Origin of the sequence: Rhodococcus ruber (assembly GCF_027270735.1) — a bacterium.
In the GTDB taxonomy this organism is placed as follows: Bacteria; Actinomycetota; Actinomycetes; order Mycobacteriales; family Mycobacteriaceae; genus Rhodococcoides; species Rhodococcoides rubrum_A.
On the sequence record NZ_JAPWIJ010000001.1, the window covers coordinates 183,876 to 209,223 of the forward strand.

The window sequence follows — 25,348 nt, forward strand, 5'->3', positions numbered from 1 at the left end:
GCATCGGAGGAGCCCATGCTCGGCGCAACCACCACCACCGGACCGTCCACTGCCGAACGCGTGCGCAGTGCGTGCATGCGCGCCGAGGGTGCCGCCCTGGCCATCGACGGTAGCGACCCGGTGATCACGTCCCTTCATCACCTGCGACCCAATGGCGAGATGATCCTGGCCGTCCCCACCGACTCTCTCGACGACGCCAACACCTGGCAATCCTCGCGGGCCGGCATTCCTGCCGTCCTCGAGCTCACCGATCACGCGCCACTCGCACTGCGCGAACCGGTGCGTTCGCTGGTGTGGCTGCGCGGCGATCTGCGTCCGGTCCCGGAATCGCTGATGCGTCCCATGGCCGGAGCCGTAGCCGCAGAACACCCGCACGCGGCCCTGCTCGACGTCGGTCACACCACCTCGCTGATGCGGCTGATCGTGGGCTCGGCAGTGGTCGCAGACAGTACCGGCGCAGAACCCGTCGACGTCGAAACGCTGCTGGCTGCCGAACCCGATCCGTTCTGGGAGATGGAGACCAGCTGGCTCGAGCATCTCGACTCCGACCATCCCGATCTGCTCGCCCAACTGTCCCGACGCCTCCCGCCGTCCCTGCGGCAGGGTCGAATCCGTCCGCTGGGTATCGACCGTTACGGAATTCGGCTGCGCATCGAGGGCGACTGCGGTGACAACGACGTTCGCCTCGGATTCGCCGAGCCCGTCGACGACGTGCTCTCGCTCAGTCGCGCCCTGCGCGTACTCGCCGGTTGCCCGTTTCTGAACGGCCTGCGCGCTCGCGGCTGACGGGCCTGACACGCCGTGGCACGAAACAGGGCAGACTCGTGCGGTGATCGACTTCAAGAGCTGGTTGACGCCACCGCCGCCGGAGCGCACGGCTCCCCTGCCCGACGCACGCGAGCGCACGACCATCAGGGTCGAGATCGCAATCGTGCTGCTGGTGACGTTCGGCCTCAGCGGAATGAGCAGCATCCTCTCGCTCGTCGAGGACGCCCTGCAGACCGCGGCCCTGTCCGATCAGACCGTGGCACTGAACTCGTCGCGGTCGAGCTTCAGCCTGATCGATCTGCTGTTCCAACTGCTCAGCATTCTGCGGTTGTGCGCCTGGGGCGGGCTGGGTTTGTACCTGCTGTGGCGAGCCGACCTGGCACCGCGGGCGATCGGACTGGCCAGACCACGCATGAAGATCGATCTCGGTCACGGCATCGGACTGGGGGCGCTGATCGGGCTGCCCGGCCTGGCGCTGTATCTCGTCGGCAACGCTCTCGGCTTCAATCTGAACGTCGTTCCCAGCGCTCTCGACGACCACTGGTGGCGCGTGCCGGCCCTGATCCTGTACGCGCTGGCCAACTCCGGTGCCGAGGAGATCATCGTCGTGGCGTACCTGATCTCGCGGCTGCGCAGGCTCGGGCTCAGTGAGAACGCGTCACTGCTGTGGTCGTCGCTGCTGCGCGGGAGCTACCACCTCTATCAGGGGGTGGGCGGAGGCGTCGGAAACTTCCTGATGGGGCTGGTCTTCGGCCGCTACTGGCAGCGCACCGGCAGGCTCTGGCCGCTGCTGATCGCGCATGCTCTGATCGATATCGTCGCCTTCGTCGGCTACGCCCTCCTGCGCGAACATCTGTCGTGGCTCCCCTGAATGCGTGCGCGAGGAACCATGTTGTTCCCGCGCCGACAGCTACAGTCGATCCGTGAACGACGACGATCGCTACGGACGGCACGGCGCGCCGGACCGGCGCACGCCGCCTCCCGGTCAGACGCCGCCGGGGCGCACCCCGCCTCCAGGTCAGACGCCGCCGGGGCGCACGCCACCGGACCGATCGATGCCGGGTCGTCACGGCCGACCCGATCCCGTTCCCCAGCCCGGACCAGCAGCTCGGCCCGGTCCAGCAGCTCAACAGCCACCCCGCCGGCAGCCACCCAATCAACAGCCACCCAATCAACAGCCGCCTGGCCCTCACCGGCCCGGCCAACAGTCCCCCGGCCAACCACCCGGCCAGCGGCCCTCCCGACCGCCGTCCGCCCAGCAGCCGCCCCCTCCTCGCGGGTATCGACCCGGCCAGCCGCCACCCGAGCGTGGGCCGCGCCAGTACAACCCCGAGCCTCCCCGTCGTCCGGGACCGATGTCACAGCGTCCGGGACCGCCGCCCGAGCGTCCGGCACGCGGACTTCCCCTCCCACCGGGGCAGGTACCGGAAGGCACCGAGTTCATTCGGCGCGACGGCCGGCCCGTCGCCGGGCCGCCGCGCTCGGCCGCGGCCCAGCAGGCGTGGTCGCAGGCTCCGGAACCCGGTTCGGCACAGTCTCGTACGCCCCAGTCGAATACACCCGATGCACCCAATTCGACGCGTCAGTACTCACGAACTGCGGACGAGCAGCAGGGCCGCACGGGGTATGCCCCGCGCCAGCAACCGGAGCCGTTCACCGAGGAGCGCCGGCAGCCGGCAGAACCTGCGCAACGAGCTCAGCGCCGGCCTGAACCCGCTCGACCACAACGAGATTCGCGGCCGCCCAAGGTCGCGAAGCCGCCTAAGCGCAGACGCTGGGGTCGACGTTTCCTGATCGTGTTGCTCGTTCTCGTGCTGGGAATAGGCGGCGTCGTCTACTACGTCGACAGCTCGTTGACGCGAGTCGACGCCCTCACCTCGTACCCCGGTCGCGTCGGAGACACTCCCGGCACCAATTGGCTTCTCGTCGGGTCGGATTCACGGGCGGGCCTGACGCCGGAGCAGGAGGCCGCCTTGGCCACCGGCGGCGAGGTGGGCCCGAGCCGCACCGACACGATCATTCTGATCCACATACCCGAGGGCGGCGGGGCGACCACGATGGTCAGCCTGCCGCGTGATTCGTACGTGTCGATTCCGGGCAACGGCGAAGACAAGCTCAACGCGGCCTTCGCATTCGGCGGACCGTCCCTGTTGGTACAGACCGTCGAAGGCGCGACCGGGGTGCACATCGATCACTACGCCGAGATCGGCTTCGGCGGCTTCGCCGGGATAGTCGACGCGGTCGGCGGGGTGAACGTGTGCGTGCAGAACGCGATCGACGATCCGTTGGCGGGCATCAACATTCCCGCCGGCTGCCAGGATCTCACCGGGTCCGAGGCGCTCGGGTTCGTGCGGTCCCGCGCAACCGCGTTGGCCGATCTGGACCGGATGAACAATCAGCGGGCATTCATGTCCGCACTGCTCGAAAAAGCGACCAGCGCATCGACTTTCCTCAATCCGCTGAAACTGTGGCCGCTGGTGTCCGATACGGCGTCGTCGTTGAGCGTCGACGAGGGGGATCACATCTGGAACCTCGCCGCGCTGGCCTGGGCGATGCGCGGAGGTCCAGTGACCACGACGGTACCGGTCGGCGGATTCCAGGACTCCGACGTCGGAAACGTGCTGCTGTGGGACGACACCCGCGCACCGGCATTCTTCGACGCCATCGCGCAGGATCGCGAAATTCCACCGGACCTGCTGACCGGCGGCCCCTGAGCGGCAGTTGCATCGGTCGTTCCTGCAGCCCCACTTCCACGCGAGACCGGTAGGTTGTGGACCATGACACTGCCGTCTGCCCAGCCCGCCGTGACGCCCGCTGCGTCGTTCCACGATCTACTGCGCGCTCAGGTGCGGCACGAGTTCACCGCATCGCAGCAGTACGTTGCGATCGCGGTGTGGTTCGACCGAAACGACCTACCGCAGCTGGCCACCCGCTTCTACGCCCAGTCCGCCGAGGAGCGTCGGCACGCCATGATGATGATCCGGTTCCTCATCGACAATCGGCTCGACGTCGACGCGTCGAGCATCGGCGACGTGGTGACTGCGTTCGAGTCGGTGGTGGAACCGGTGGAATTGGCGCTGACACAGGAGACGACGGTGACCGAGCAGATCACCGCGCTCGCGCGCGCTGCCCGGGCCGAGGGCGACTACATCGGTGAGCAGTTCACCCACTGGTTCCTCACCGAGCAGGTCGAGGAGGTGGCGGCGATGCAGAGTCTGCTCAACATCGTCCGACGGGCCGAATCCAACCTGTTCGACATCGAGCAGTACGTCGCCCGCGAAATCGGTGGATCGGTGATCCGCGCCACCAACGCTCCGAAAGAGGCCGGGAGCGCGTAGCTTGCGCCCTGCTCAGAGCGGACATTTAGGATCCACTGTATTAGGCTACGTTCGCCTCAATAAGGTTCGACTTGGATGACAATGCCTCTGACCAGGCATATCGTCCTCGTCATGAGCGTAGACATCAAAGAAACCAGCCACACCAAGTTCCACGCACTTCTTCGTGACCAGATTCGCAACGAGTTCAACGCCTCGCAGCAGTACATCGCCACCGCCGTCTACTTCGCGAATGTCGATCTGCCGCAGCTGGCCAAGCACTTCTATGCGCAGTCGGTCGAAGAGCGCAACCACGCGATGATGATCGTCCAGTACTTCCTCGATCGCGACATCACGGTCGAGCTGACCGGCGTCGACGCGTCGAAGTCCGTCTTCACCGATCCTCGTGAAGCCATCGCCCTGGCGCTGGCGCAGGAAGAGACCGTCACCGAGCAGATCATCGCTCTGGCGAGCACCGCACGCGAAGAGGGCGACTACCTCGGCGAGCAGTTCATGCAGTGGTTCCTCAAAGAGCAGGTCGAGGAAGTTGCCAGCATGAAGACCCTGCTCAACATCGCAGATCGTGCGGGCCACAACCTGTTCGACCTCGAGCAGTTCGTTGCCCGCGAGATGAACACCAGCGTGGTCGCCGACGCAGGCGCACCCACCGTCGCCGGCGGATCGCTGTAGATCCCTCCGCACGTAGCGCGCTCATACGGGTGGCCGGCCGAACAAGGATTCTTGTTCGGCCGGCCACCCGATGTGGGTTTCTCTCCAGTTCTTCTCGGCCCCGTTCCCGGCCGGGAGCCGTCAGCGCAACGTGACCTGTCGACCTCGCAGACCGTCACGTGAGCGCAGCTGCGCTGCAGTGAGCGGAGCGTCGACGGCGAGAGCTTCGCTCAGCTTCTCCCCGAATTCCTTTGTGGGCGAAGCCCATTCGGTAGGGTGCATCTCGGGGTCGAGATCGAACACCGGTACCAGCAATCCGTGCGTACGGAACGAACCGGCGTAGCGCGATCCCTCACCCAGGTGCAGATCGCCGGCAGCGTGCAGCCGAGCGAGAGCGAGCATCACATCGTCTTCGCTCTCCGGTCGAACCCACCGGATGTGCGCCTTGTCGCCCGCATCCACCCACCAGGCCGCGACGACGCCGTCCGCTTCGATCCGTGCCGACGGCATGATCGCCTGATTCGCACGTTCCACGGTGGCTGCCACATCGGCTGCAGGAGTGGCACTTTCGGGAATCCACCAGTTGAAGTCCTGATGGACGGTGATCTCGAGCAGCGTCGATGCGTCGAGCACATCGGTCAGAGCAGGAGTGTTCTCGTCCACCTTCGAGGCTTCCAAGGACTCACCGGCCGGTGCAGTCGAGACCCAGCCGAGTGCGCTACTGATATCTGCTGCAACATCTTTCGACTGCGTCTGCACCTGTAGGCCGACGAATCCCTCGACGGTGCCCGCGTCTTCGCGCACCAGCGCTGCGACGGCACCGGGCAGCACTGTTGCCAGCGTGATGGTGCGACCGTCCACCGTGATCGGCGCGGTTGCCGTTGCCGACGGGACGAACTCGCGCAGCGCTACCAGGTCGCATTCGGCGGCGAGGCCCTCGAACGGGCGAGTCGACGCCGAGTCGATGCTCGCGCGCTCGGCCTCACGCTGCGCCAGCTTCGCCGCGCGGTTGCTGCCCTGCTTCGGTCCACTGTTTCTTTTGCTCTTACCCACGCCAGAAAACCTACACGTTCTTCGATTCGAGCCAGGCTCGCGTTCGGGCGGGGTGGTTGGTGGCGATCCATCCGACACCGAGCTCGCGGCACAGGTCCACGTCCTCTTTCTCGTCGACGGTCCACACGTAACTCGCCCGGCCCGACGCGGCGGCGCGGTCGATGATGCTCGGGTGCTCGCGCAGCGCACGGATGGACGGACCGACCGCGGTGGCACCGACGGTCGTCGCCGCTCCTCCGCCGAGGTAGTGCGAGCTGTCGCCGAGGAGCACCGTCGGGAGCATCGGGGCGGAGCGGCGTACACGCCAGACCGCGGACGGTGCGAACGACATGATGACCGCTCGGGAGTGGTCTGCCGATGCGGGCGCACCGATGCCGAACTTGTGCAATTCCTCGAGTACCGCGCTCTCGATCAGCGAGCCGTAGCGCACAGGATGCTTGGTTTCGATGAACAGCTTGACCGGCTTGCTGCTCCAGTCCAGCACGAGCGCGATGAGATCGTGCAGGGTCAAGAGTTCGGCGGGTTCGCCGGGTTCGCCGTAATCGAGTGCGGCGAGGTCGGCGAAATTCATCTCGCTGACAATTCCGGTGCCGTTCGAGGTTCTGTCGACACGACGATCGTGCACGCACACGATATGACCGTCCTTGGTCAGCCGAACATCGCACTCGACGCCGTCTGCTCCCTCACGCAGCGCCAGGTCGTACGCCGCGAGAGTGTGTTCCTTCTTGGCCGCCGAAGCACCGCGATGCGCGACGACGAGCGGGCCGCGGCGATCCGGACTCACGAGGCCGTCACCGCGTCGTGCTCGACGGACTCTTCCTTCGGGCGCTCGGTATCGGTCGCGTTGGTGTCGGTGGCCTTCGTGCCGGTTGCCATCACCCAACGGGTAGGACGCGCCAGGGCGGATCCGCGCAGCGTGCGGCCCTCGAATCGGCGCATCACCGCCAGCGTGAGCACGGCCGAACCCGCAGCTACTGCCGCGACGATCGCCGACAGGAGAATTCCATCGGCCCGGGCTTGCAGGGTGCTCTGCAGATTCCACAGCAGTTGAACGACCACCAGCGCGTTGCTCGCGGCCCAGACACCCCACCAGATGCGCACCAGAAACAGCTCGCGATGCACGTCGGCCTCGGTGTCGCCCCGCAGTCGGGCCAGCTCGGTGAGATACACCCCGGGCATGACGATGCGCACGAGCGGCAGCATCGACAACAGCAGCATCCACCGCACCGACCGCGGATCGGTAACTCCCGCTGCGGCGAAAGCGAGCCGACGTTGCCGGATCAGCCAGCACGACGAGCCGACGAGAGCGAACAGGCCGACGACGAGCGAACCCACCTGAGCGAAATACACCAAGGCGTCGGAGGCGGCCAGAGTGATCGGCGAGACAAGCCGGGTGCGGTTGTACAGCAGAATCCCGTAGCGAAACACCTCGGCGAACGCGCCGAGAGCCAGCAGCAGCGCGGTGACGACGACGAGTAACTGCGCGTTTGCGGCGTACTGCTCGACGCGCCCCACCGGCCGATTCGCCGCCGGATCGTGCGGGATGTCACGCAAGCCCCAGGTAGGCGTCGAATCGTAGTGCGGTGTCGGTGTCGGGCCCGCGTCTCGAGTCTTGCGAGCGGAGTTCGAGCGGACCGTCGCTGGGCGTGCGACCCAGCGAAAGTTTCGACGGCCCTGCGCAGGCGCCTGGGTCGATACGGGCGAGAGCAGGACGCCATGGCAGCGCGGGCACCACGTGCCCGGCCGTGCACCGACCGCCCAGCGAGTGCTGCAGCGGGCACAGACCTGGAACGCCTGTGCGCGTCCCCGCGGTGCCGTCATCTAGATGATTCTCGCTTCGTGGGAGTCGTCGTCGCGCTCGATCGGTCGTCCTGCGGCCTGCCAGGCGAGCATCCCACCGTCGACGTTGATCGCTTCGAAACCCACTCGGTTCAGGTATTCGACGACGCGGGCCGACCGACCACCGGCTTTGCAGACGACGTAGACCTCGGATTGATTGTCGATCTCACCGGCGCGGGACGGGATGTCACTCATCGGGATGTGGACGGCATCAGGCGCGTGTCCGGCCTGCCACTCCTCGGGTTCACGTACGTCGAGCAACAGCGCCGTCTCGGGAAACGGCAACGGGAGGCGGTCGACGGTGACGGCGGGCGGCTGCTCGGGGTGAGACACACCTCGATCTTGTCACGGCTTCGCGCGGGGCTGCCACCCGTGCCCCGACCACCCGAGTGACGTGACACTATGACCTACGTCACTCACGTCACAGAAGTTATCCACAGTATCCACAGGTTGATGCACAGAATCGGGGCCTGTGCCGGTTTCTATCCACAGGTCAGAGCCTCGAGTCGGTCTCGTGGTGTATCGAATACCAACGCAGGTTGTGGATCGATGGTGATTTGACACAGCGACCGTCTGCGGTCCTGTGGATTCGCTGTTTAGGCTGGCGAACATGACTTCTGTAGAACTGCGCATCTTCACCGAACCGCAACAAGGTGCCACATACGACGACCTCCTCCGCGTGGCGAAGGCAGCCGAGGAATTCGGCTACGGAGCATTCTTCCGATCCGACCATTACCTCGCGATGAGCGGCGACGGCGGTCCCGGACCCACCGACGCCTGGATCACGCTGGCCGGCCTGGCGCGCGAGACGTCGACCATTCGGCTCGGCACACTGGTCACCTCGGCCACCTTTCGCTACCCGGGGCCACTTGCCATCAGCGTCGCCCAGGTGGACGCCATGAGCGGCGGCCGCGTCGACCTCGGACTCGGTGCCGGCTGGTTCGAGGACGAGCACAAGGCCTACGGCATCCCGTTCCCGCCGCTCGGTGAGCGTTTCGACCGCCTCGAAGAGCAACTCGCCGTCATCACCGGACTCTGGGACACCCCCGTCGGCGACACGTTCTCCTACGACGGCGCGCACTACCCCGTCACGGGCTCCCCCGCGCTCCCGAAGCCGGTGCAGACCCCGCACCCGCCCATTGTCATCGGCGGCGGCGGAAAGAGGCGCACTCCGGCACTGGCCGCGAAGTATGCCGACGAGTTCAACATCCCCTTCGCCTCGCTGGCCGACACCGAGACTCAGTTCGGTCGCGTCCGCGCTGCCTGCACTGCCGCCGACCGCGATCCGGACTCCCTCGTCTACTCCAATGCCCTCGTCCTGTGCTGCGGCCGCACCGAAGAAGACATCGCCCGACGCGCCGCCGCCATCGGCCGTGAGGTATCGGAGTTACGCGAGAACGGTGCCGCAGGAAGCCCCGCCGAACTGGTGGACAAGATCGGCAGCTTCGGAGCCGTCGGAGCCACCCGGGTGTACTTGCAGACCATGGATCTCACCGATCTCGATCACCTCGAACTCGTCGCATCCGAGGTTCTCCCGCAACTCTGACGTCCACCAGATCCCGCCCGCCCGAGTCCACTCAACGTGACATTGACCCCCGAAAAGGCCACCGAATGTCACATCGAGTACCCAGGGAGGCCTCGGGTCAGGCGGCAGATCGAGCGCGTAGCTGTGCGTAGGTCGCGCTGATGCGACGTGCCGCGGGCAGTTCGATCCAGCGGTACATGATTTCGGCGAGTACCGCCGTGCCGGCGAGGAAGGCCAGCACGGCGGCGCTGGGGCCCAGGTGCGGTTCGACGGTGGCGTAGATGCGGTAGAGCACGAGGGTGTGGATCAGATAGATCGCGTAGCTACGCGTGCCGATCCAGTGGACGACGGGCCAGCGGGTGGCGGGTCCGTCGTATCGGGCCAGGATCAGGACGGTTCCGGTGACGACCAGCAGGGTCCACAGGTAGGTGTCGCCCATCCAGAAGGTGTGGACGTCGATGGCGAGTCGGATGACTTCGATCTGCACGATGACACCGAGAACCACCCATCGCCAGCCGACCAGTTTCGCCCAGCCGAGATAGATGATCTGGCCGAGGAACAGGGTCGGCAGTACGCCCGCGACCTTCGTCAGGAACGGGATTGTGTAGGGCTGCGGCAGGTAGAGGTTGTAGGCGATGACCACAGCGCACAATGCGGCTCCGACCAGCGGCACCACGATGGGCCGGGTACGCAGCGGCCCGCGCATGGCAACGCAGTAGAGGTAGAACACGATTTGTACGACGAGCGTCCAGGTGACGCCGAGAACGGCGACCTCGGGTCGGAGAAAGAAGCCGCCGAGGAAAAAGCTGAGCACGGCTTCGCCGTTGGTGATTCCGGGTTGACCGCTGAACATCCCGTTGAGGCCGAGCTTGACGAGGATGATGGCCAGTGCGACGGCGAACCAGAGCGCAGGGACCAAGCGGGCGAGACGCGCGACCATGAAGTCCCGGCGCGAGTGCCGTATCGCCGATCGGGTGATCAGCAGGCCGGTGAGCAGCATGAACATGCTGACGCCGACGAAGGACAGGTGCAGGTTCAGTCCCACGTCCTCGATGAGGACCGAGTTGACGACATCGATCACCCACCAGCCACCGCCGATGTCGTCGATCAGATAGAACGAAATATGTGAGTACAGGACTGCGAAAACGGCGATGACGCGAAGGAGATCGGCACCGTTCATCTGAACTCGGGGCGCGGTAACCGACTCCACGACGGCGGAGTCCTCGACCGTATTTCGGCTCGGTCGGTCCCCTTCCACACCCGCGAGTTTAGGTTCCGTTCAACTTCAGGACCAATCCAGACCCGCTCCGCAACTGTTTCGTGATATTCGGAGCGAATTCGCAGCCGCGAATTCCACTGTCTTGTTCACGTGAATTTATTCCGAGAAAAGCATCTCGGTTACAACGGTTGCACAAGGGGTAGGAATGAGATTGGGTTGAACCCTACGAAAGATCCGCAGTAGGACGAACGTGCCCGCATCACGCGATGGGTACGGCGTCGTTAGAGAAGGGAACCACGTGTCCGAGTACACCTTGCCCGACCTTGATTTCGATTACTCCGCCCTCGAGCCGCACATCTCGGGCGAGATCAACGAGCTTCACCACTCCAAGCATCACGCCACCTACGTGGCAGGCGCGAACACCGCCCTCGAGAAGCTCGCCGCAGCACGCGAGAACGACGATCACGCAGCCATCTTCCTGCACGAGAAGAACCTCGCGTTCCACCTCGGTGGCCACGTCAACCACTCCATCTGGTGGAAGAACCTCTCGCCCAACGGTGGCGACAAGCCCGAGGGTGAGCTCGGTGCCGCGATCGACGACCAGTTCGGTTCGTTCGACAAGTTCCGCGCACAGTTCACCGCTGCCGCCAACGGCCTGCAGGGCTCCGGCTGGGCAGTGCTGGGTTACGACTCGCTGGGCAAGAAGCTCCTCACCTTCCAGCTCTACGATCAGCAGGCCAACGTGCCGCTCGGCATCATCCCGCTGCTCCAGGTCGACATGTGGGAGCACGCCTTCTACCTGCAGTACAAGAACGTCAAGGCCGACTACGTGAAGGCGTTCTGGAACGTCGTCAACTGGGCCGACGTCCAGGCTCGTTTCGAGGCCGCCACCTCGAAGACCCCGGGTCTGATCTTCCCGTAAGTGTCGAGATTGCCGTAAGTCGCGCAATCGCAGACAGGGCCACCGCATCCGTTGCGGTGGCCCTGTCTCGTTCGAAGAGTCAGGCCCTCCCGACTGCGGGCACCGACCGAATCGACGTGACGCCGTGGTCGGGCGTCGCGAAGGCTTCGGAGCGGCAGGTCGTCCTGCGCGGGGTCTCGGGATCGGGCGTCACGTGTACCTGCACCGGTCCCGACGCTGTCACCACCACGACATCGGCCCCGCCGCTGGACGAGGTGATCTCGGTCGGGTGGACGTCGTCGATTCCGGTGAGGCCGTATTCGGTTCGTACTGCGTGTTCGGCGATCTGAGCGGTCGTGTCATCGGTGCACCGGCCCCGGTAGTTGCACAGGGTGAGCTGCCCACGGTCATGGCTGTCCACCACGGCTTGCGCGTTCGCCGGGTCGAGGTTGCCGTAGTAGCTGCCGTCCGGCAAAGCCACCATTCCAGCTGCGTATCGGTCCCCGCCCAGGTGCGTCGATTCCCATACCCGCCCATTCGGTCGATTCAGGGCAGCCGCCACCGGCCGACCGAGCACCGCGCAGCACGGATCCTTCTTGCCGTGCGTACAGACGAGGTACAGCGGCTGGTCGACGCGGGTCCCGGTGCCGGGTGGGATGCCTGCGGCGGCGGCTTCCAGCGGTAGGTCGAGTACCTGCTCGAGAGTGTCGATCGTGTATTGCTCCAGCCAAGGACCACGGCGGCCCGAATGAACCAGAAACACCCGTCGCGAGTCGATGGGTGCACGCCCGCTGTGAGTTTCTCGCACCAGTTGAGGGCGCACCCCCACGGCCTTGCAGCGCCGCGAGAGTTCGGCGCCGATTCGATCCAGCGGCCCGTCCGGACCCCACGGTTCGCGACCCCACGGGCCTCGATGTTCGATCAATACCCAGCCTTCGGCCCTCGCTGCTGTTCCGCGGAGCGACTCGTTGCTTGCGCGCGCCACCGCAGCGCAGCCCACCCAGCGTTCGGATGCCGGCACGTCAGCCCCCGATCTCGGACGCGGTGTCGATCAGAGCACGGGCGGTCAGCACATTGCCGAAAAGAAAATCCTTCGACGGCAGCTCGATCACCCGAGCTCCGAGACCGGTGAAGAGCGGGTTCTGGCGTAGTTGTGCCACGGCGTCCTCCGTCCCGGCGTCGGTCAGCAGAAGGATGTCGTCGGCGGCCAGCACGTCGATCAATTCCGGACTGACGTCGACGGTCTGCACCGCGTCCGAACCGCGATCCTGCTGAGAGGGGGCACGGTAGCCCAAATCGGCCAGAACCGAGTACGGGAACGATCCGTCCTGGGTCATGTATCGCAACGAGTCGGCTCGCACGCGCGCGACGGTCAACGTGCTGTTCTCGTCACGTGCGCGCGCCGCGGATTCGTCGACCGCTCGGCGATAATCGGCTAACAAGCCGTCGGCGCTCTCCCGCCGGTCGAAGATGTCCCCCACCTGCTGCAGAGTGTTCTGCCACGAGGCCGGGGTGTACTCCACGACGACGGTCGGCGCGATCGGGGCGACCTGGTCGTACAGCGCTCGGTTCTCCTCCCCCGTCGTGCGCATCACGATCAGGTCCGGTGCGGCGGCCGTCAGGGCCTCGATATCGACCTCGGCGTCAGCGGACCCGATGTCGATCGGTTCGGCAGCCAGCCGGGCTCGGACGACGGGTGCGTAATCACCGGTCAGCGGCGGCTTCACCGCTGCGACGGGCTCGATTCCCACAGCAACGACAGCTTCGAGAGTGCGGTCGCCGTCGAGCACGGCAACACGTTGCGGATCGACGGGCACACTCGTCTCTCCGAAAGCGTGCTGCACCGTGCGCACCTCGCCGCCGGTCTCTTCGGTGCTCGATGCCGACCGACTGCACGCGGTCACACCGATCAGTAGCGCAACGAACAGCAGGGAGACAACGGTGCGCCGGGCGGTTCCTCTGTTTTTCACCGCAGCAGCGTATCGGCTACCGATCCGCCGTGGGCCGGCTACGTTGTGGGCTGGCACTCTCCCCATCTTGTGTGCCAGCCATTTTCGGGTCATTCTTCTCTTTACCCAACGTCGTGTACCCGGCTTCTGCCTCGTACCTGTCTGGGAGGGATGCGCAATGGACGATCGAAATCTCATCGGTGTCTCGCCTTTTCACGCCGCCGGTCTACTGCGCGGATTCGTGATCTCCGGCCGTTGGCCGGACACCACCAAGGAATGGGCCCAGTTTCTGGCGCTGGCCGTTCGGGTTGCGTCGATGCCGGGTCTGTTGGCGACGTCGACGGTGTTCGGGGTGCGAGAGGAGTTGCCCGAGGACCCAGAGCCGGGGACGGTCGGCCTGGTGGTGGCCGAGGGACCCGTGATCGGCGATTTCGCGTTGGCTCCCGGACGGTTTGCGGCCCATCAGCCGGCCGCATTGCTGATGCTGCATCCACCGTCGGAGACGACGCCCTCACTGCCCGAGTGCGCGGGCGCTGCGTCCGGTTGCGTTCTGCTGCCGGGTCTTCCGCATCTCGGCCTCGATCACCGGGCTGCGTGGGTGGAGGCGGAATCCGACGGCACCGTGACGTCGATGGTCAGTCGGGTCGGCCTCGATCCCATCAGCGATCCCGACACCGCAGTTTTGGCCATGCTCCTCGCCTCCTGACCGCTCCCCGCACACGATTTTTCGGGTGCCCAAACTTATTGGCGCATTGGACAATTCGCGAAACGGCACTTAGAGTCGTCTGCAGCGAAGGGGAGTAGCCCCCAATCAACGTGTCGACATACTGGTCGTGAGATTGCGACCCGGCACCTGAACCGGTACTTCCGGTGGGCGAGACCTTCGGTCCGTTCGACGACCGAGGAGTCTGCTGTGCTGTCCGCATTGTTGCTGAGTTTCGCTGTCATTTTCGTGGCCGAGTTGGGTGACAAATCCCAGCTCATGGCCATGACATTCGCTCTGCGCTACAAGTGGTACGTCGTCATCGGCGGTATCACGGTAGCCACCACTATCGTGCACCTCGTGTCCGTCGCGGTCGGCCACTTCCTCGGCGTGTCGATCCCCACCGAGGCGATATCGATCGTCGGCGGCATCGCGTTCGTCATCTTCGGACTCTGGACGTTGCGCGGCGATTCGTTGTCCGACGACGAAGGCGCGAAGGCCTCTCGCGTCACCAAGTCTGCCTTCCTGGCGATCGCGTCGGCGTTCTTCCTCGCCGAGCTGGGAGACAAGACGATGCTGGCGACCGTCACTCTCGCTGCCGACAACGACTGGGTCGGCGTTTGGATCGGCTCGACGATCGGCATGGTCGCGGCCGATGCGCTTGCCATCGTGGTCGGTGCGGTTCTCGGAAAGCACCTGCCGGAGCGCATGATTCAGTACGGCGCAGCAATCCTGTTCTTCGTCTTCGGTGCCGTACTGTTCTTCGAGGGCCTGATGCCGGGGACGTCCGCGCCGTACATCGCGGCAGGAGTGGTCGTTGCGATCTCCGCGATCATCGTCGCGGTGCTTCGCGCCAAGGCGTCCCGCACCAAGCCCTCCGGCTCCGGCGGGTCGCACGAGATCGAGCCGCGGACCACCACCGAAGACGCCTGACCTTGGTTTACACTCCTCCATCGGAGGGGTGAATGAACGACGAGCAGCAGGTGGCCGGTGCCGACGCGGCGCACCGTTCCACGGATCGACTGATCAGAATTTTCGGCCGTTTCGTCGGTACCGGCTATCTCATCTATCTGCTGCTGTTGATTCCCGACATCGGGCGCAGTAGTGAGGTAGTTCCCGGTTGGTGGACCCCGGTCACCGTGGTGGTCGTGTTCGGCAGCGGGATCGCATTCGGGGCCTCCACCTTCCATCCGAGCAGCACTGCCATCAGGATCGCCGGTTCGGTTGCCGCGACGGCATTCCCGATCATGGCCCTGCTGTGGTGGGGGGTCTGGGACGGCACCAGCTTCGACCAGACCGGGACATTTCTCGCAGTGTTCCCCGGCCTTGCCGCGCTCGCCGCTGCGACGGTGTGGCGTCCCGTCCCGGCGTTCGCCCACATGACCGTCAGTGTCGTTCTCGTGCAGCTCACCAATCAGGCTCTGCGAGAGCCGTTTCCCCGCAGCAACATCATCGCGGAGATCTTCTTCGCGATGATGTTCTGCACGGTGTTCGTGGCCGCCACACTCGCCGCGGTACGCACCGGACGCATTCTCGACGCCACCATCTCCGTATCGCACGACGACGCAGCAAGAGCAGCGGCCGCCTCCGCGCGAGAGGTCGAGCGTGAGCGGTTCGACGCGTTGATCCACGACGAGGTCATGTCCTCGTTGCTCGCCGTCGCGCGCCATGGCCGCACCCCGAGCCTGGCGCGCCAAGCCCGCTCGGCGCTCGCCCATCTGGACGATCTGACCACCGGTACCGTCGCCCACAGCTTCTCCGCGGACGAGGCTCTGGCTCAGTTTCGTTCCGCCGCAACGACAGTCGACGAGTCGATCGAATTCACCGTGCACATGGGAGAGCTCGAACGATCGGAGGACTACCCGGCCGAGGTCGTCCGAGCCGTCGCTGCAGCTCTCGCAGAAGCACTGCGCAACAGCCGGATTCACGCACAGGCGTCGAACCGATCGGTCACCGCCCGGCTGGGCCCGTCGACCCTGCAGGTTCTCGTACAGGACGACGGTATCGGCTTCGATCGACGCTCGGTGCCGCCGCACCGACTCGGTGTCGCCGTCAGTATCGAAGGCAGGATGCGTCAGCTCGACGGCGGATCGGCCGATATCGACTCCTCCGCCGCCGGCACCACCGTCCGACTGAGGTGGACACGATGAACGGTCAGGACATCCGCGACCTGCTGTCGATGAAGTCGACGGCCGCCTATGCCGTCGCCGCCTTCTTCGTTCTCGCGTGCGCGGTCTGTGCGACCGCGACGCTGGACGGCGTGTCCTCGGTGTTGCCACCGTACGCGGCAGTTCTCGTGTTCACCGGAGCCGTCGTCTTGTTGCTCGGCGCTCCGGGCGATCCGCTGAGCGCGCGGTCCACCGCCCTGCTGACCGCGTCGGGTCCGGTGGCGGGTGCGTTCGTCTTCACGGTGCTGCCGGTGCCACTGACGGGCAGCCTGCAGACCTGGCCGCTGGGGATGTCCGTGGTGATCTACACCTTCATGTGCGTCCGCGGCCGCACACTGGCGGCGTGGGTCGGACTGGCGCTCAGCATGTCCGTCGCCATCGGGTGGGCGGCCTCGACGGGTCAGGGTGCGGTGTACGGGCTGTCGTTCAGCGCCATCAACGTCGCGCCGCTGTTGATGTCGACATTCTTCGCCTTCACCATCCGACCCTTGGCCGCAGCCATCTTCGAGCTGCGCGAGCAGTCCACCGTGCGCATCGCTTCCCAGGCCGCCGCAGCCGCCGTCCTCGAGGAACGAGACGCACGCCTGGCCAGCCTCGACGCACTGGCCCGTCCGCTGCTTCAGCGCATAGCCGACGGTCCAGACCTCACCGAAGAGGAAGTACTCGCGTGCGTATTGCTCGAGGCCGAGCTCCGCGACTCCCTGCGCGCCCGCGGTCTGGTGCGACCGGACCTCGCTCGCGCCGCGAGATCCGCCCGGGCCCGGGGGGTCGAGGTGACAATGCTCGACGACCGAGCCCCGGCCGCGCTGAACGACGACGCCCGGGACCGCATCGTGGCCGCCGCGTCGAACCGCCTGGACGGTGCCGACACCGGGTCCGTGACGGTCCGGCTCCTGCCTCCAGGACGCCCGGTCGCAGCCACCGTTCTGCTCGACGACCTCGGCGACAGCGCACAGCGAATCGAGTACGACGACACCGGTCGAATCAGCAGCTGAACTCCGGGTTTGGGCCGAGACCGTCGTGGTTACCCTGCGGCGGACCAGTAGGTCTGTACAGCTGCTGCCGGTGAATGGAGCCCCGCCATGCCTCTCGATCGTCGATCGTTCCTGATCGGATCCGGTGCCGCCGCCGTGCCGCTGCTGTTGGCGGGGTGCGGCTTCGTCAAGTCCGGCCCGTCGCAGCAGGCCGAGGGCACGCTGACCTTCACCACATGGGGCACCGACGCCGAGTTGGCCGGCTTCCGAGCCTCGATCAGCGCGTTCGAGGCCGCCAATCCCGGGTCGACGATCACCCTCAACGCGGTGCCGTACGAGCAGATGTTCACCAACATCGACGCCCAGCTGCAGGCAGGCAACCCACCCGATATCTTCCGCGTTCCGTATTACACGTTCGGCGCATACGCCGGCCGAGGCCAACTGCTGGATCTGTCGCCGCTGTTGGCGTCGGACACGCGGGATCAGTTCACGCCGACGGCGTGGGCCGCGGTGCAGAACGGCGGAATCCCCTACGGCCTGCCGCACCACACCGACACCTCGGCAATTCTGGTGAACCGAAACCTGTTGTCCCAGGCCGGTATCGACTCCGTTCCGACAACCCTGGACGACGCCTGGACGTGGGACGAGTTGGCGTCGATCGGCGATCGACTGCGTTCCTCGCTGCCCGCCGACAAGTATCCGTGGGCCTACAACTGGCAGGGCAACGGAGTCACTCGCTGGTTGAGTCTGCTGTTCCAGGCCGGTGGGTCCTTCCTGGCCGAGGACCAGAAGACTCCGCTGATCGACTCCGACGAGGCTCGTCGTGCCGTCGAATACTCGGCGTCCTTCTTCTCGAAGGGCTACGTGCCGGCCAACAACACCATCGCGTCGTCGAGCTACGCCAGCGAGGCCTGGTTCTCGCAATCGGTGGCGATGGTGTGGTCCGGTGCGTTCCAATTGCCCGACGCCGATGCCACGGCCAGTTTCGATTGGACGGCCACCTTCGCACCGCGAGATCGCCGGGGCGGCGGCGACTTCGGCGGCAACGCACTCGTCGCGACGTCGCAGACCTCGCAGCCGGAGTTGGCCGCGTCGTTCCTCGAGTTCGTCACCCAGCAGGAGCAGATGCGCAACTTCTGCAAGTCCGCGTCGCTGCTGCCCACACGCACCGACCTGCTCAACTCCGACCTCGAGTTCGACATCCGGTCGGAGCTGGCCCCGATCTTCGCGGCGCAGGCGACCACAGTGCAGCCGCAGGATGCGGCTCAGGTGGCATCGCCGTCGATGTCGGGAATCATTCCGGTGCTCAAGGAACAGCTCGATCTGGCGTTTGCAGGCTCGCAGGACGCCGCTGCCACCGTGGCTGCGTTGCAGAGCGGAATCGCCGGGGTCACCGGCGCATGACGTCCACTCCGAACCGCACACCCAAGCGCGCAGGTGCGCGCAGAGAAGCGTTTGCGGCAGCAGGATTTCTGGCCTCCAGCTACGCACTGTTGGCCGTCTTCGTGCTCGTTCCTCTCGTCGCCGCGTTCGTGGTCAGCCTGCAGCAGACGGACGGATTCGGGGCAGGAGAGTTCGTCGGGGCAGCCAATTACGCACGCCTGGTCGAGGATCCACTGTTCTGGCGGGCTCTGGTCAACACCCTGCTGTTCACTGCGTTGGTCACTCCGCTGTCGATGCTGTTCGGACTGATCGCTGCGGTACTGCTCAATTCCGCGTTACCTGCGCGGCCGCTGTGGCGCTCACTGGTGATCCTGCCGATGGCCGTCTCGGGTGTGGCGACCGGATTGATCGGCATTCTGGTGTTCGACCAGAACTCGGGCGTGCTCAACAATCTGATCGGTTTCCTCGGGCTGCCTGCAATCGACTGGCAGTCCTCTCCCGGACCGGCTTTCGCGTCGATCGTCATCGCCACTGTGTGGTGGCGCACCGGGTTGAACATGCTGATCTATCTGGCCGGGCTCCAAGGCCTCGGTCCCGACCTGTACGAGGCAGCCCGGCTGGACGGCGCGAACGCATTTCAACGCTTCCGCAACGTGACGGTGCCGCTGCTGGGTCCCACCTCGTTCTTCCTGCTGGTGCTCAACGTCATCTATTCGTTCCAGGTGTTCGATCTGGTCTTCGTTCTCACCGGCGGCGGACCGGGCGGGGCGACATCGGTTCTGGTCACGTACGCCTACGAGACGGGATTCGTCACCCGCGATCAGGGTTACGCCGCGTCGATCGGCATGGTGCTGTTCCTGTTCGCCCTCACCTTCGCCGCCGCTCAGTGGCGCGCGAGCCGAACGAAGGATCTGGTCGAATGAGCGGGCCGAGAAACGCGTCCGCTCGCCGGGCACTGGTGCTGCGCACAGTGATCATCGCCGTCATCGGCCTGATCACCGTAGCGCCGCTGTATTGGATGCTCGCCGTAGCGTTCTCGACTCGCGGCGAGTTGCTGGGCGGGGGCGAGCTACGATTGTGGCCCCGCCGGGTGACGTGGGAGAACGTCACCCGCGTGTTCGATTCTTTCCCGGTCGCGACGTGGCTCGGCAACTCGATCGCCATTGCCGTCGTGGTCACGATCATCACCGTCGTCACGAGTCTGCTCGCCGGATATGCGTTCGCGCACTTGAAGTTCCGATTCTCCACGCCGTTGTTCTTCATCGCGCTCGCCACCTTGGTGCTGCCCGTGCAGGTGATCATGGTGGCGCTGTTCCGCATCGTCGTGGGGCTCGGCCTGTACGGCACGTACTGGGCGGTGATCCTGCCGAGCTCGGCCTCGGCGTTCGGGCTGTTTCTCGCGCGCCAGTTCATGCTCGGCATTCCGCGTGAGCTGCTCGAGGCCGCACGCCTGGACGGTGCCGGGCACTGGCAGATCTTCCGACGAGTCGTGCTGCCCTTGTCGGGGCCCTTGATCGCCGTCCTCGCCTTCATGAGCCTGCTGCAATCGTGGAACGACTTCGCGTGGCCGCTGATCGCGCTGCGGGAGAACGAGCTGTTCACACTGCCCATCGGTCTGCTGTACCTGCAGGGCCAAGCGAACAGCGATTACGGTGCCACGATGGCGTTCGCGCTGATCAACGTCGTGCCGATGGCGCTGCTGTTCCTGTTCTTCCAGAAGTACTTCATCGCCGGATTCGCACGCAGCGGGATCAAGTAGGTCCCCTTCAGGGCGCCTGAGGGTGGGTGAGGTGCCCCGCCGGTTATGGTGCAAGCGACTACGAGGTCGCAGCCTGTGCCGTGGCCCGCCACCGTGAGCGAAGGGGATCGTACGACGTGGAGATTTCAGGAACAGCAGCACTTGTCACCGGTGGGGCGTCCGGCCTCGGAGCCGCAACGGCCGCACGTCTGGCCGCCGCAGGCGTCACCGTGTTCGGCCTCGACCTGCCACAGTCCATCGAGCGCGCCGGAGACAGCGTCCCGGCAGGGGTGACTCTGCTGCCCGCGGACGTCACCAGCGAAGCCGAGGTGGAGGCCGCACTGGACACCATCGTCGAATCCGGTGTGCCGCTGCGCATCGTCGTCAACTGCGCGGGCGTGGGCTGGGCGGGTCGTATCCTGTCCAAGAAGGGACCGCACGACCTCGAGCTGTTCCGCACCGTCATCACCATCAACCTGCTCGGCACGTTCAACGTGATGCGACTGGCCGCGAACCGGATGCAGTCGCAGTCCACCGTCGACGACGCAGGCCAGCGCGGCGTCGTCGTCAACACCGCATCGGTGGCCGCATTCGAGGGCCAGATCGGCCAGATCGCCTACACCGCCTCCAAGGGCGGCGTGCACGCGATGACCATCACCGCGGCCCGCGACCTGGCCCAGGTCGGCATCCGCGTCAACACCATCGCCCCCGGCATCGTCGACACTCCGATGCTCGCGGGCGTCACCGAGGAATACCGTCAGGGCCTCGAGGCGTCGGTGCCGTTCCCCTCGCGACTGGCTCAGCCCAGCGAGTACGCCCAGCTCGTCCAGATGATCGCCGAGCACGACTACCTCAACGGCGAGACCATCCGGATGGACGGCGCAATCCGCATGGCTCCGCGCTAGGGTTCTCGCCGCCGCGTGGCCCCGCTTCTTCAGGCGGGGTCACGCGCGAGCGCGCAGGTCCGCCACGGTCGGGATCTCCTTTTCGGCGCGGTCGGTCATCCACTCGCGCAGCACTTTTGTTGCCAGCACGTCGTCCTCGTTGTAGACGAGCAGCCGCTCGCGCTGGGTGTGGTCGGGATCCGCGTCGTAGCCGACGGCCTCGCGGTACCAGCCCATCGACGCCTCGCCGCCGGCCTCGTCGTCGCGCCACGCGAACCCCGCTACCGGTGCAATCTTCTTCAGGCCTTTGCCGTTCGGGCAGATGAATTGATCGCTCACGGCCTGATAGACGTCCACCCACTGCTCGCTGTCGATGAATTGGCGAATCTCCGCCTCGGTGGGCACCCCGGGGACGTCGGCGAATCGGCGGGCCGAATCGAGCAACCACTTGTCCTCGGCTTGACGCGAATAGCAGTACGCCGCAAAGGTTTTGCCGCGAGCAGCAGCATCGGCCCTGGTGTCCATCAACCAGTTCCAGAACACCGCGAACGAGCGGCCCTCGTCCACCGTAGGTAGCGGATCCCAGGTGACGAAGCCCCGGTACGTCGGCGGCGGGCCACCCACTTCGGTGAGCAACGTGCCCCACAGGTAGGCACCGTGTTCCTGGTAGCTCTCCATGTCGACGTCCACCTCGACGTCGGCGCGGTGCACCGAGACGGTCTCGGACCGCCGGAGCAGGGGCACGTCGGCTCGCCAGGCCAGCGCCGCGGACACCGCGTCGTCGAAGTTTCCGAACGGCCACTCCTCGGGAGCCGGACCGGTCCACAGCGCCAACTCGTCGATGGTGCGCACACCCGCAGCGCGCAACACGTCCGCCCGCGAACCCGACGCGACCAGCGAGACGTCGCGAACGGCTTCGAGCTGCGGTTTGCAGTCGAACCACCATGCACACGAACGACATTCGCTCACCTGGGAGGGAACGGTGAACGCACTGCCCTGGGCGACGGCGAGCCGATCGGCGAAGCGGGTGTCGTATTCATCGAGGGCCGTGGTGAGATCGTGAACCAGCATGCACTCGCCGCGATAGCCCACTGCGCCCCCGACGGGTGAGGACGGTTCCAATCCCTCGTGGGCCAGCATGCGGTACAGATGGGCGAGCCGTAACTGGTCGCGCAACTGACTGCGCACCTTCCGGGTCTCGTCGACGGCCGGAGCCCAGTGCGTCAGCGGTGTGGTTCGGGCGCCGCGTCCCGGATCGGTGACCTTGTGGTTGACGACGATCACCGGGATGTATCCGCCCGCCGCGTCGCGCACCAGGAGTTCGCTACGGCCACGCCGACCGGTATCGCGCTCGAGAGGCAGCACCGCGTTCCATATCCGCTCGACTCCGGCCCGGCAGGCCGCCACAGTGGCATCGGCCGCGGCACGCGCCGTAAGCTCGTCGATTTCGGTCCAGTCCATCGGATCTGCCACAGCCAACTGCGTGCGGATGTTCTCGCGGTGCGCCTGCGCTGCTTCCCGGCGCTGGCGGACGCCCGGATTCTCGGGTTCGCCGCGCAGCAACGATCCGTAGGCGGTATCGAGGTAGAGCCGGTGACGGCAGCGCGTCAACGATCCGGCGTCGAGCAGCACGGGAGATGACAGCTCGAGAGATGACAGCTCGAGAGATGACACCGAGGCACCTCGTTGACCGTTCACACTCCAAGACACTAGGTCAGCCCTCCGACAGCCTGCACAGATCAGCGCCCGTTAGGCTGTGTCGAACGCACCGTTTCCGCCGAGCAGTACATGTCAGGAGCCTTGTCGATGGGTTTGTTCCGTAAGCGTAAGGGTCGTGCCACTCGCAAGGCAGAGGCCAAGGCTCTCAAGCACAAGGCCACTCTGGAAGCGAAGCTCGGCGCCAAGAACGAGCGCAAGCAGCTGAAGTCGATCGCCAAAGCGCAGAGCAAGCTCAGCGCAGTGGAGGCGAAGTCGCAGAAGAATGTCGAGAAGGCGCAGGTATCGGCTCTGCGGGCGCAGCAGAAGGCTGCCGCTCAGGGCACGCTCAACGTGGCGCAGATCCGTAAGTACCTCGGCATCGCTCGGCTGCTGTTGCCGGTGCTCGCTCCGATCGCCTACCGCGCAGCCACCGTCGTCCGGGGGCAGCTGGACAGCCGCAAGGCGCAGCAGATGGGTGTCGCGCCGGATCAGCTCAGTGAGTACACCGGCCACGGCGGCAAGCTCAGTGCCCGCATCGCCGGGGCGGAGAAGTCGCTGAGCACCATCGGTGCGCGCCACTCCGATCCCGAGACCAAGAGTTTCGGGGCCGCCATCAGCGAGCGCCTGGACGATCTGACGACCGCTGTACGTGCGTCGGAGCAGATGCCGCCCGCTCGCCGCAAGACCGCCCACGCGGCCATCTCCGCAGAGCTCGACGGCATCGAAGCCGATCTGCTGGCCCGCCTCGGCGTGCGCTGACTTTTGCACAACAGATGACCGACTGCTCTGCCGCCCCGCTTCGCGGCGGAGCTGTCGGTATCGTCACCGCGGCGCTCGCTGTGGCCGCGCACGGCATGGCCGGCGGCGGTTGGCCCGACGGTGCCGCCCTGGCCCTGCTGGTCGTCGTCAGCATCGGTGTCGGGGCCATGACGGCAGTACCGAGACGGTCGACGGTTCTGCTCCCGGCCTTGATGGGCGGCCAACTTCTTGCCCACATGGCACTGAGCTTGCGCCACATGCCCGGCATGCTGCACAGCCACTCGCTACTCCCCAGCACAGCGATGATTGCCTTCCACGCGGCCGCGTCGGTGGTCGCGGCGCTGCTGATCGCCGCCGCAGAACGCCTCTACGGCCCGATCACGTCCATCGTCCGCGCGGTACTCGCGCTCCTCACTCCCCTGCCCGACGGTTCCGCCGTCGGTCGCGTGTCCATGTCCGTTGCGTTGCCGTCGATCCACGGCATCGCATTGGACTGGGCCATTTCTCGTCGCGGACCCCCGATATCGGCGTACTGACCGACATCCCTTTCCGCACTTCTCCACACAGAAATGACCCAATACTCATGAAGAGCTCTCTTTCCCGTGCCCTGTTCGTCTCCGGGGCCACCGTCGGCGCGCTGCTGATCGGCGCAGGCGCAGCATCGGCACACGTCGTCGTCTCTGCTCCCGACGCCGAGCAGGGCGGTTACTCGGTTCTGACGTTCCGTGTTCCCACCGAGTCCGACACCGCCGCGACCAGTTCGGTCAAGGTCACCCTGCCGGGCCTCAATTCTGCTCGTACGCAGCCCATCCCGGGTTGGACGTCCACCGTCGAGAAGGACTCGGCCGATCTCGCGGTGTCGGTGACATGGACGGCGAACCCCGGTGCCGAGGTCGGCCCCGGTCAGTTCCAGCAGTTCCTGCTCTCGGCGGGCCCGCTGCCCGAGGAGGAAACCGTCTCCTTCCCGGCCACGCAGACCTACACCGACGGTGAGGTCGTCGAGTGGAACGAGCCCATGGCGCAGGACGGCAGCGAGCCCGAATTGCCTGCTCCCACTCTGACTCTCGCCGCGGCCAGCGGCGAGGCGCACGGTGGCATCCAGTCGGCGACCACCGAGACCGCCGAGACATCGACGCAGGCGTCCTCTTCGGACACCACTGCCCGCTGGCTCGCCGGCGTCGGACTGGTGCTCGGAGCCGTCGGCGCAGGCCTCGGCATCGGCGCAACGATCCGGGCCAGGCGCTCGTGAGGACGCTGGTCTTTTCTACGAAGACACTGGTCGTCTCGGTCGCAGCGCTGCTGACACTGCTGATCGCCGCCCCCATCGCGTCGGCGCACTCGCAGGTCACCGGATACACCCCGGCCGACGGCTCCTCCCTCGACGCGTCTCCGGCCACGGCCTCGGTGACGTTCAACGAGGTACCGCAGTCGCAGTTCGCCACGCTCAACGTCGTCGGACCCGACGGCAACATCTGGTCGAAGGGCGACGCTCGCATCGAGGGCCAGAGTGTCGTCGTCGATGTCGGCGAGCTGGGACCGACCGGCGAATACACCCTCGCCTACCGCATCACCTCGGCCGACGGTCATCCGGTGAGCGGCACTGCGACGTTCACGCTGACTCAGGAGGGTTCGGGAACGCCAGGGGCACCGGCCGACGCGTCGGGCACCTCGGAAGAGTCCGAGGGCGGGTTCCTCGGCGGCTACGGACACATCGTGTTGATCGTGGTCGCGGTTCTGGCCTTCGCGGGCGCGTTGGGGTTCGCCCTGCGTAAGCCGAAGACCCAGAAGTAGGACCGACGTGGCT

27 protein-coding genes are annotated in these 25,348 nt (G+C 66.0%); 19 read left to right on the forward strand and 8 right to left on the reverse strand.

Translation table 11 applies throughout. From position 1 onward, the window contains the following. Positions 1–15 precede the first annotated feature (15 nt). The 5 genes from O4220_RS00870 (at position 16) to O4220_RS00890 (ending at position 4,772) form a co-directional block, all read left to right on the forward strand. Complete coding sequence (locus tag O4220_RS00870) at positions 16–786, forward strand: DUF2470 domain-containing protein (RefSeq protein ID WP_269601671.1); 771 nt, start codon at positions 16–18, stop codon at positions 784–786. Between the two features lie 43 nt (positions 787–829). Further along, positions 830–1,639: a CPBP family intramembrane glutamic endopeptidase gene (locus tag O4220_RS00875; RefSeq protein WP_420030296.1), complete on the forward strand. Its 810-nt coding sequence runs from the start codon at positions 830–832 to the stop codon at positions 1,637–1,639. Positions 1,640–2,210: 571 nt separating this feature from the next. Beyond that, positions 2,211–3,482 carry an LCP family protein gene (locus O4220_RS00880; RefSeq protein WP_269602232.1) on the forward strand — a complete coding sequence of 424 codons (1,272 nt, stop codon included), beginning with the start codon at positions 2,211–2,213 and terminating at the stop codon, positions 3,480–3,482. A gap of 63 nt (positions 3,483–3,545) precedes the next feature. Next, positions 3,546–4,106 carry a ferritin gene (locus O4220_RS00885; protein ID WP_269601672.1) on the forward strand — a complete coding sequence of 187 codons (561 nt, stop codon included), beginning with the start codon at positions 3,546–3,548 and terminating at the stop codon, positions 4,104–4,106. Between the two features lie 111 nt (positions 4,107–4,217). After that, positions 4,218–4,772 (forward strand): ferritin, encoded by a 555-nt coding sequence (locus O4220_RS00890; RefSeq protein WP_269601673.1) that lies wholly within the window; start codon positions 4,218–4,220, stop codon positions 4,770–4,772. Between the two features lie 120 nt (positions 4,773–4,892). On the opposite strand, the gene O4220_RS00895 is transcribed toward O4220_RS00890, so the two are convergent. From O4220_RS00895 to O4220_RS00910, 4 genes are read right to left on the reverse strand one after another with little or no spacing between them, the layout of a single operon-like run. Next, positions 4,893–5,804 carry a DUF5926 family protein gene (locus O4220_RS00895; protein WP_269601674.1) on the reverse strand — a complete coding sequence of 304 codons (912 nt, stop codon included), beginning with the start codon at positions 5,802–5,804 and terminating at the stop codon, positions 4,893–4,895. 10 nt (positions 5,805–5,814) lie between these two features. Continuing rightward, positions 5,815–6,588 carry a glycerophosphodiester phosphodiesterase gene (locus tag O4220_RS00900; protein WP_269601675.1) on the reverse strand — a complete coding sequence of 258 codons (774 nt, stop codon included), beginning with the start codon at positions 6,586–6,588 and terminating at the stop codon, positions 5,815–5,817. After that, positions 6,585–7,625 carry a DUF4328 domain-containing protein gene (locus O4220_RS00905; protein ID WP_269601676.1) on the reverse strand — a complete coding sequence of 347 codons (1,041 nt, stop codon included), beginning with the start codon at positions 7,623–7,625 and terminating at the stop codon, positions 6,585–6,587. The genes O4220_RS00900 and O4220_RS00905 overlap by 4 nt, the downstream gene beginning before the upstream one ends. Continuing rightward, positions 7,626–7,976 carry a rhodanese-like domain-containing protein gene (locus O4220_RS00910; protein WP_269601677.1) on the reverse strand — a complete coding sequence of 117 codons (351 nt, stop codon included), beginning with the start codon at positions 7,974–7,976 and terminating at the stop codon, positions 7,626–7,628. A 277-nt stretch (positions 7,977–8,253) separates the two neighbouring features. Here O4220_RS00910 and O4220_RS00915 point away from each other — a divergent pair, with 277 nt between their 5' ends. Further along, complete coding sequence (locus tag O4220_RS00915; RefSeq protein WP_269601678.1) at positions 8,254–9,189, forward strand: LLM class F420-dependent oxidoreductase; 936 nt, start codon at positions 8,254–8,256, stop codon at positions 9,187–9,189. Between the two features lie 97 nt (positions 9,190–9,286). On the opposite strand, the gene O4220_RS00920 is transcribed toward O4220_RS00915, so the two are convergent. Beyond that, on the reverse strand, positions 9,287–10,348 hold the full coding sequence (locus O4220_RS00920; RefSeq protein WP_269602233.1) for an acyltransferase family protein: 1,062 nt from the start codon (positions 10,346–10,348) through the stop codon (positions 9,287–9,289). A 337-nt stretch (positions 10,349–10,685) separates the two neighbouring features. Here O4220_RS00920 and O4220_RS00925 point away from each other — a divergent pair, with 337 nt between their 5' ends. After that, positions 10,686–11,309: a superoxide dismutase gene (locus tag O4220_RS00925; RefSeq protein ID WP_032380929.1), complete on the forward strand. Its 624-nt coding sequence runs from the start codon at positions 10,686–10,688 to the stop codon at positions 11,307–11,309. A gap of 79 nt (positions 11,310–11,388) precedes the next feature. Here the strand turns inward: O4220_RS00925 and O4220_RS00930 are convergent, their stop codons facing one another. Together O4220_RS00930 and O4220_RS00935 are read right to left on the reverse strand one after the other, a co-directional pair. After that, the gene (locus tag O4220_RS00930; RefSeq protein WP_269601679.1) at positions 11,389–12,309 is read right to left on the reverse strand and encodes a sucrase ferredoxin; all 921 of its coding nucleotides are present in this window, start codon (positions 12,307–12,309) and stop codon (positions 11,389–11,391) included. 1 nt (position 12,310) lies between these two features. Continuing rightward, positions 12,311–13,258, reverse strand: coding sequence for an ABC transporter substrate-binding protein (locus tag O4220_RS00935; protein WP_269601680.1), 948 nt, complete (start codon positions 13,256–13,258; stop codon positions 12,311–12,313). A gap of 157 nt (positions 13,259–13,415) precedes the next feature. Between O4220_RS00935 and O4220_RS00940 the strand changes: the two genes are divergently transcribed. The 8 genes from O4220_RS00940 to O4220_RS00975 all read left to right on the forward strand — a co-directional run bounded on the left by O4220_RS00940 (position 13,416) and on the right by O4220_RS00975 (position 21,108). After that, positions 13,416–13,943 (forward strand): peptidase, encoded by a 528-nt coding sequence (locus O4220_RS00940; protein ID WP_269601681.1) that lies wholly within the window; start codon positions 13,416–13,418, stop codon positions 13,941–13,943. 207 nt (positions 13,944–14,150) lie between these two features. Beyond that, positions 14,151–14,873, forward strand: coding sequence for a TMEM165/GDT1 family protein (locus tag O4220_RS00945; protein ID WP_269601682.1), 723 nt, complete (start codon positions 14,151–14,153; stop codon positions 14,871–14,873). Between the two features lie 32 nt (positions 14,874–14,905). Continuing rightward, positions 14,906–16,090: an ATP-binding protein gene (locus tag O4220_RS00950; RefSeq protein ID WP_269601683.1), complete on the forward strand. Its 1,185-nt coding sequence runs from the start codon at positions 14,906–14,908 to the stop codon at positions 16,088–16,090. Beyond that, a complete protein-coding gene (locus O4220_RS00955; RefSeq protein ID WP_269601684.1) occupies positions 16,087–17,103 on the forward strand; it encodes a hypothetical protein in 1,017 nt (338 codons plus the stop codon). Before O4220_RS00950 ends, O4220_RS00955 begins: the two co-directional genes overlap by 4 nt. An 87-nt stretch (positions 17,104–17,190) precedes the next feature. Continuing rightward, positions 17,191–18,486: an ABC transporter substrate-binding protein gene (locus O4220_RS00960; protein ID WP_269601685.1), complete on the forward strand. Its 1,296-nt coding sequence runs from the start codon at positions 17,191–17,193 to the stop codon at positions 18,484–18,486. After that, complete coding sequence (locus O4220_RS00965; protein WP_269601686.1) at positions 18,483–19,388, forward strand: carbohydrate ABC transporter permease; 906 nt, start codon at positions 18,483–18,485, stop codon at positions 19,386–19,388. Before O4220_RS00960 ends, O4220_RS00965 begins: the two co-directional genes overlap by 4 nt. Then, the gene (locus O4220_RS00970) at positions 19,385–20,224 is read left to right on the forward strand and encodes a carbohydrate ABC transporter permease (RefSeq protein ID WP_269601687.1); all 840 of its coding nucleotides are present in this window, start codon (positions 19,385–19,387) and stop codon (positions 20,222–20,224) included. Before O4220_RS00965 ends, O4220_RS00970 begins: the two co-directional genes overlap by 4 nt. A gap of 116 nt (positions 20,225–20,340) precedes the next feature. After that, entirely contained in the window at positions 20,341–21,108 is a 768-nt protein-coding gene (locus O4220_RS00975; protein ID WP_269601688.1) for an SDR family NAD(P)-dependent oxidoreductase, read from the forward strand. Positions 21,109–21,147: 39 nt separating this feature from the next. Here the strand turns inward: O4220_RS00975 and O4220_RS00980 are convergent, their stop codons facing one another. Further along, positions 21,148–22,716, reverse strand: a complete 1,569-nt coding sequence (locus O4220_RS00980) for a TM0106 family RecB-like putative nuclease (RefSeq protein WP_269602234.1) — start codon at positions 22,714–22,716, stop codon at positions 21,148–21,150. Between the two features lie 177 nt (positions 22,717–22,893). Here O4220_RS00980 and O4220_RS00985 point away from each other — a divergent pair, with 177 nt between their 5' ends. The 4 genes from O4220_RS00985 to mprA are packed head-to-tail and all read left to right on the forward strand — an operon-like array spanning position 22,894 to position 25,335. After that, positions 22,894–23,544, forward strand: coding sequence for a DUF6474 family protein (locus O4220_RS00985; protein ID WP_269601689.1), 651 nt, complete (start codon positions 22,894–22,896; stop codon positions 23,542–23,544). A 14-nt stretch (positions 23,545–23,558) separates the two neighbouring features. Then, positions 23,559–24,080, forward strand: coding sequence for a hypothetical protein (locus O4220_RS00990; RefSeq protein ID WP_269601690.1), 522 nt, complete (start codon positions 23,559–23,561; stop codon positions 24,078–24,080). 47 nt (positions 24,081–24,127) lie between these two features. Beyond that, positions 24,128–24,793, forward strand: a complete 666-nt coding sequence (locus O4220_RS00995) for a YcnI family protein (protein ID WP_269601691.1) — start codon at positions 24,128–24,130, stop codon at positions 24,791–24,793. After that, complete coding sequence (gene mprA, locus O4220_RS01000; RefSeq protein WP_269601692.1) at positions 24,790–25,335, forward strand: MprA protease, GlyGly-CTERM protein-sorting domain-containing form; 546 nt, start codon at positions 24,790–24,792, stop codon at positions 25,333–25,335. Before O4220_RS00995 ends, mprA begins: the two co-directional genes overlap by 4 nt. Positions 25,336–25,348: the final 13 nt, after the last annotated feature.

Coding starts and splice junctions, on each gene's coding strand:
- O4220_RS00870 (WP_269601671.1), top strand. CDS start 16: ATGCTCGGCGCAACCACCACCACCGGACCGTCCACTGCCGAACGCGTG.
- O4220_RS00885 (WP_269601672.1), top strand. CDS start 3,546: ATGACACTGCCGTCTGCCCAGCCCGCCGTGACGCCCGCTGCGTCGTTC.
- O4220_RS00890 (WP_269601673.1), top strand. CDS start 4,218: ATGAGCGTAGACATCAAAGAAACCAGCCACACCAAGTTCCACGCACTT.
- O4220_RS00905 (WP_269601676.1), bottom strand. CDS start 7,625: ATGACGGCACCGCGGGGACGCGCACAGGCGTTCCAGGTCTGTGCCCGC.
- O4220_RS00915 (WP_269601678.1), top strand. CDS start 8,254: ATGACTTCTGTAGAACTGCGCATCTTCACCGAACCGCAACAAGGTGCC.
- O4220_RS00920 (WP_269602233.1), bottom strand. CDS start 10,348: ATGAACGGTGCCGATCTCCTTCGCGTCATCGCCGTTTTCGCAGTCCTG.
- O4220_RS00940 (WP_269601681.1), top strand. CDS start 13,416: ATGGACGATCGAAATCTCATCGGTGTCTCGCCTTTTCACGCCGCCGGT.
- O4220_RS00950 (WP_269601683.1), top strand. CDS start 14,906: ATGAACGACGAGCAGCAGGTGGCCGGTGCCGACGCGGCGCACCGTTCC.
- O4220_RS00955 (WP_269601684.1), top strand. CDS start 16,087: ATGAACGGTCAGGACATCCGCGACCTGCTGTCGATGAAGTCGACGGCC.
- O4220_RS00960 (WP_269601685.1), top strand. CDS start 17,191: ATGCCTCTCGATCGTCGATCGTTCCTGATCGGATCCGGTGCCGCCGCC.
- O4220_RS00965 (WP_269601686.1), top strand. CDS start 18,483: ATGACGTCCACTCCGAACCGCACACCCAAGCGCGCAGGTGCGCGCAGA.
- O4220_RS00970 (WP_269601687.1), top strand. CDS start 19,385: ATGAGCGGGCCGAGAAACGCGTCCGCTCGCCGGGCACTGGTGCTGCGC.
- O4220_RS00985 (WP_269601689.1), top strand. CDS start 22,894: ATGGGTTTGTTCCGTAAGCGTAAGGGTCGTGCCACTCGCAAGGCAGAG.
- O4220_RS00990 (WP_269601690.1), top strand. CDS start 23,559: ATGACCGACTGCTCTGCCGCCCCGCTTCGCGGCGGAGCTGTCGGTATC.
- O4220_RS00995 (WP_269601691.1), top strand. CDS start 24,128: ATGAAGAGCTCTCTTTCCCGTGCCCTGTTCGTCTCCGGGGCCACCGTC.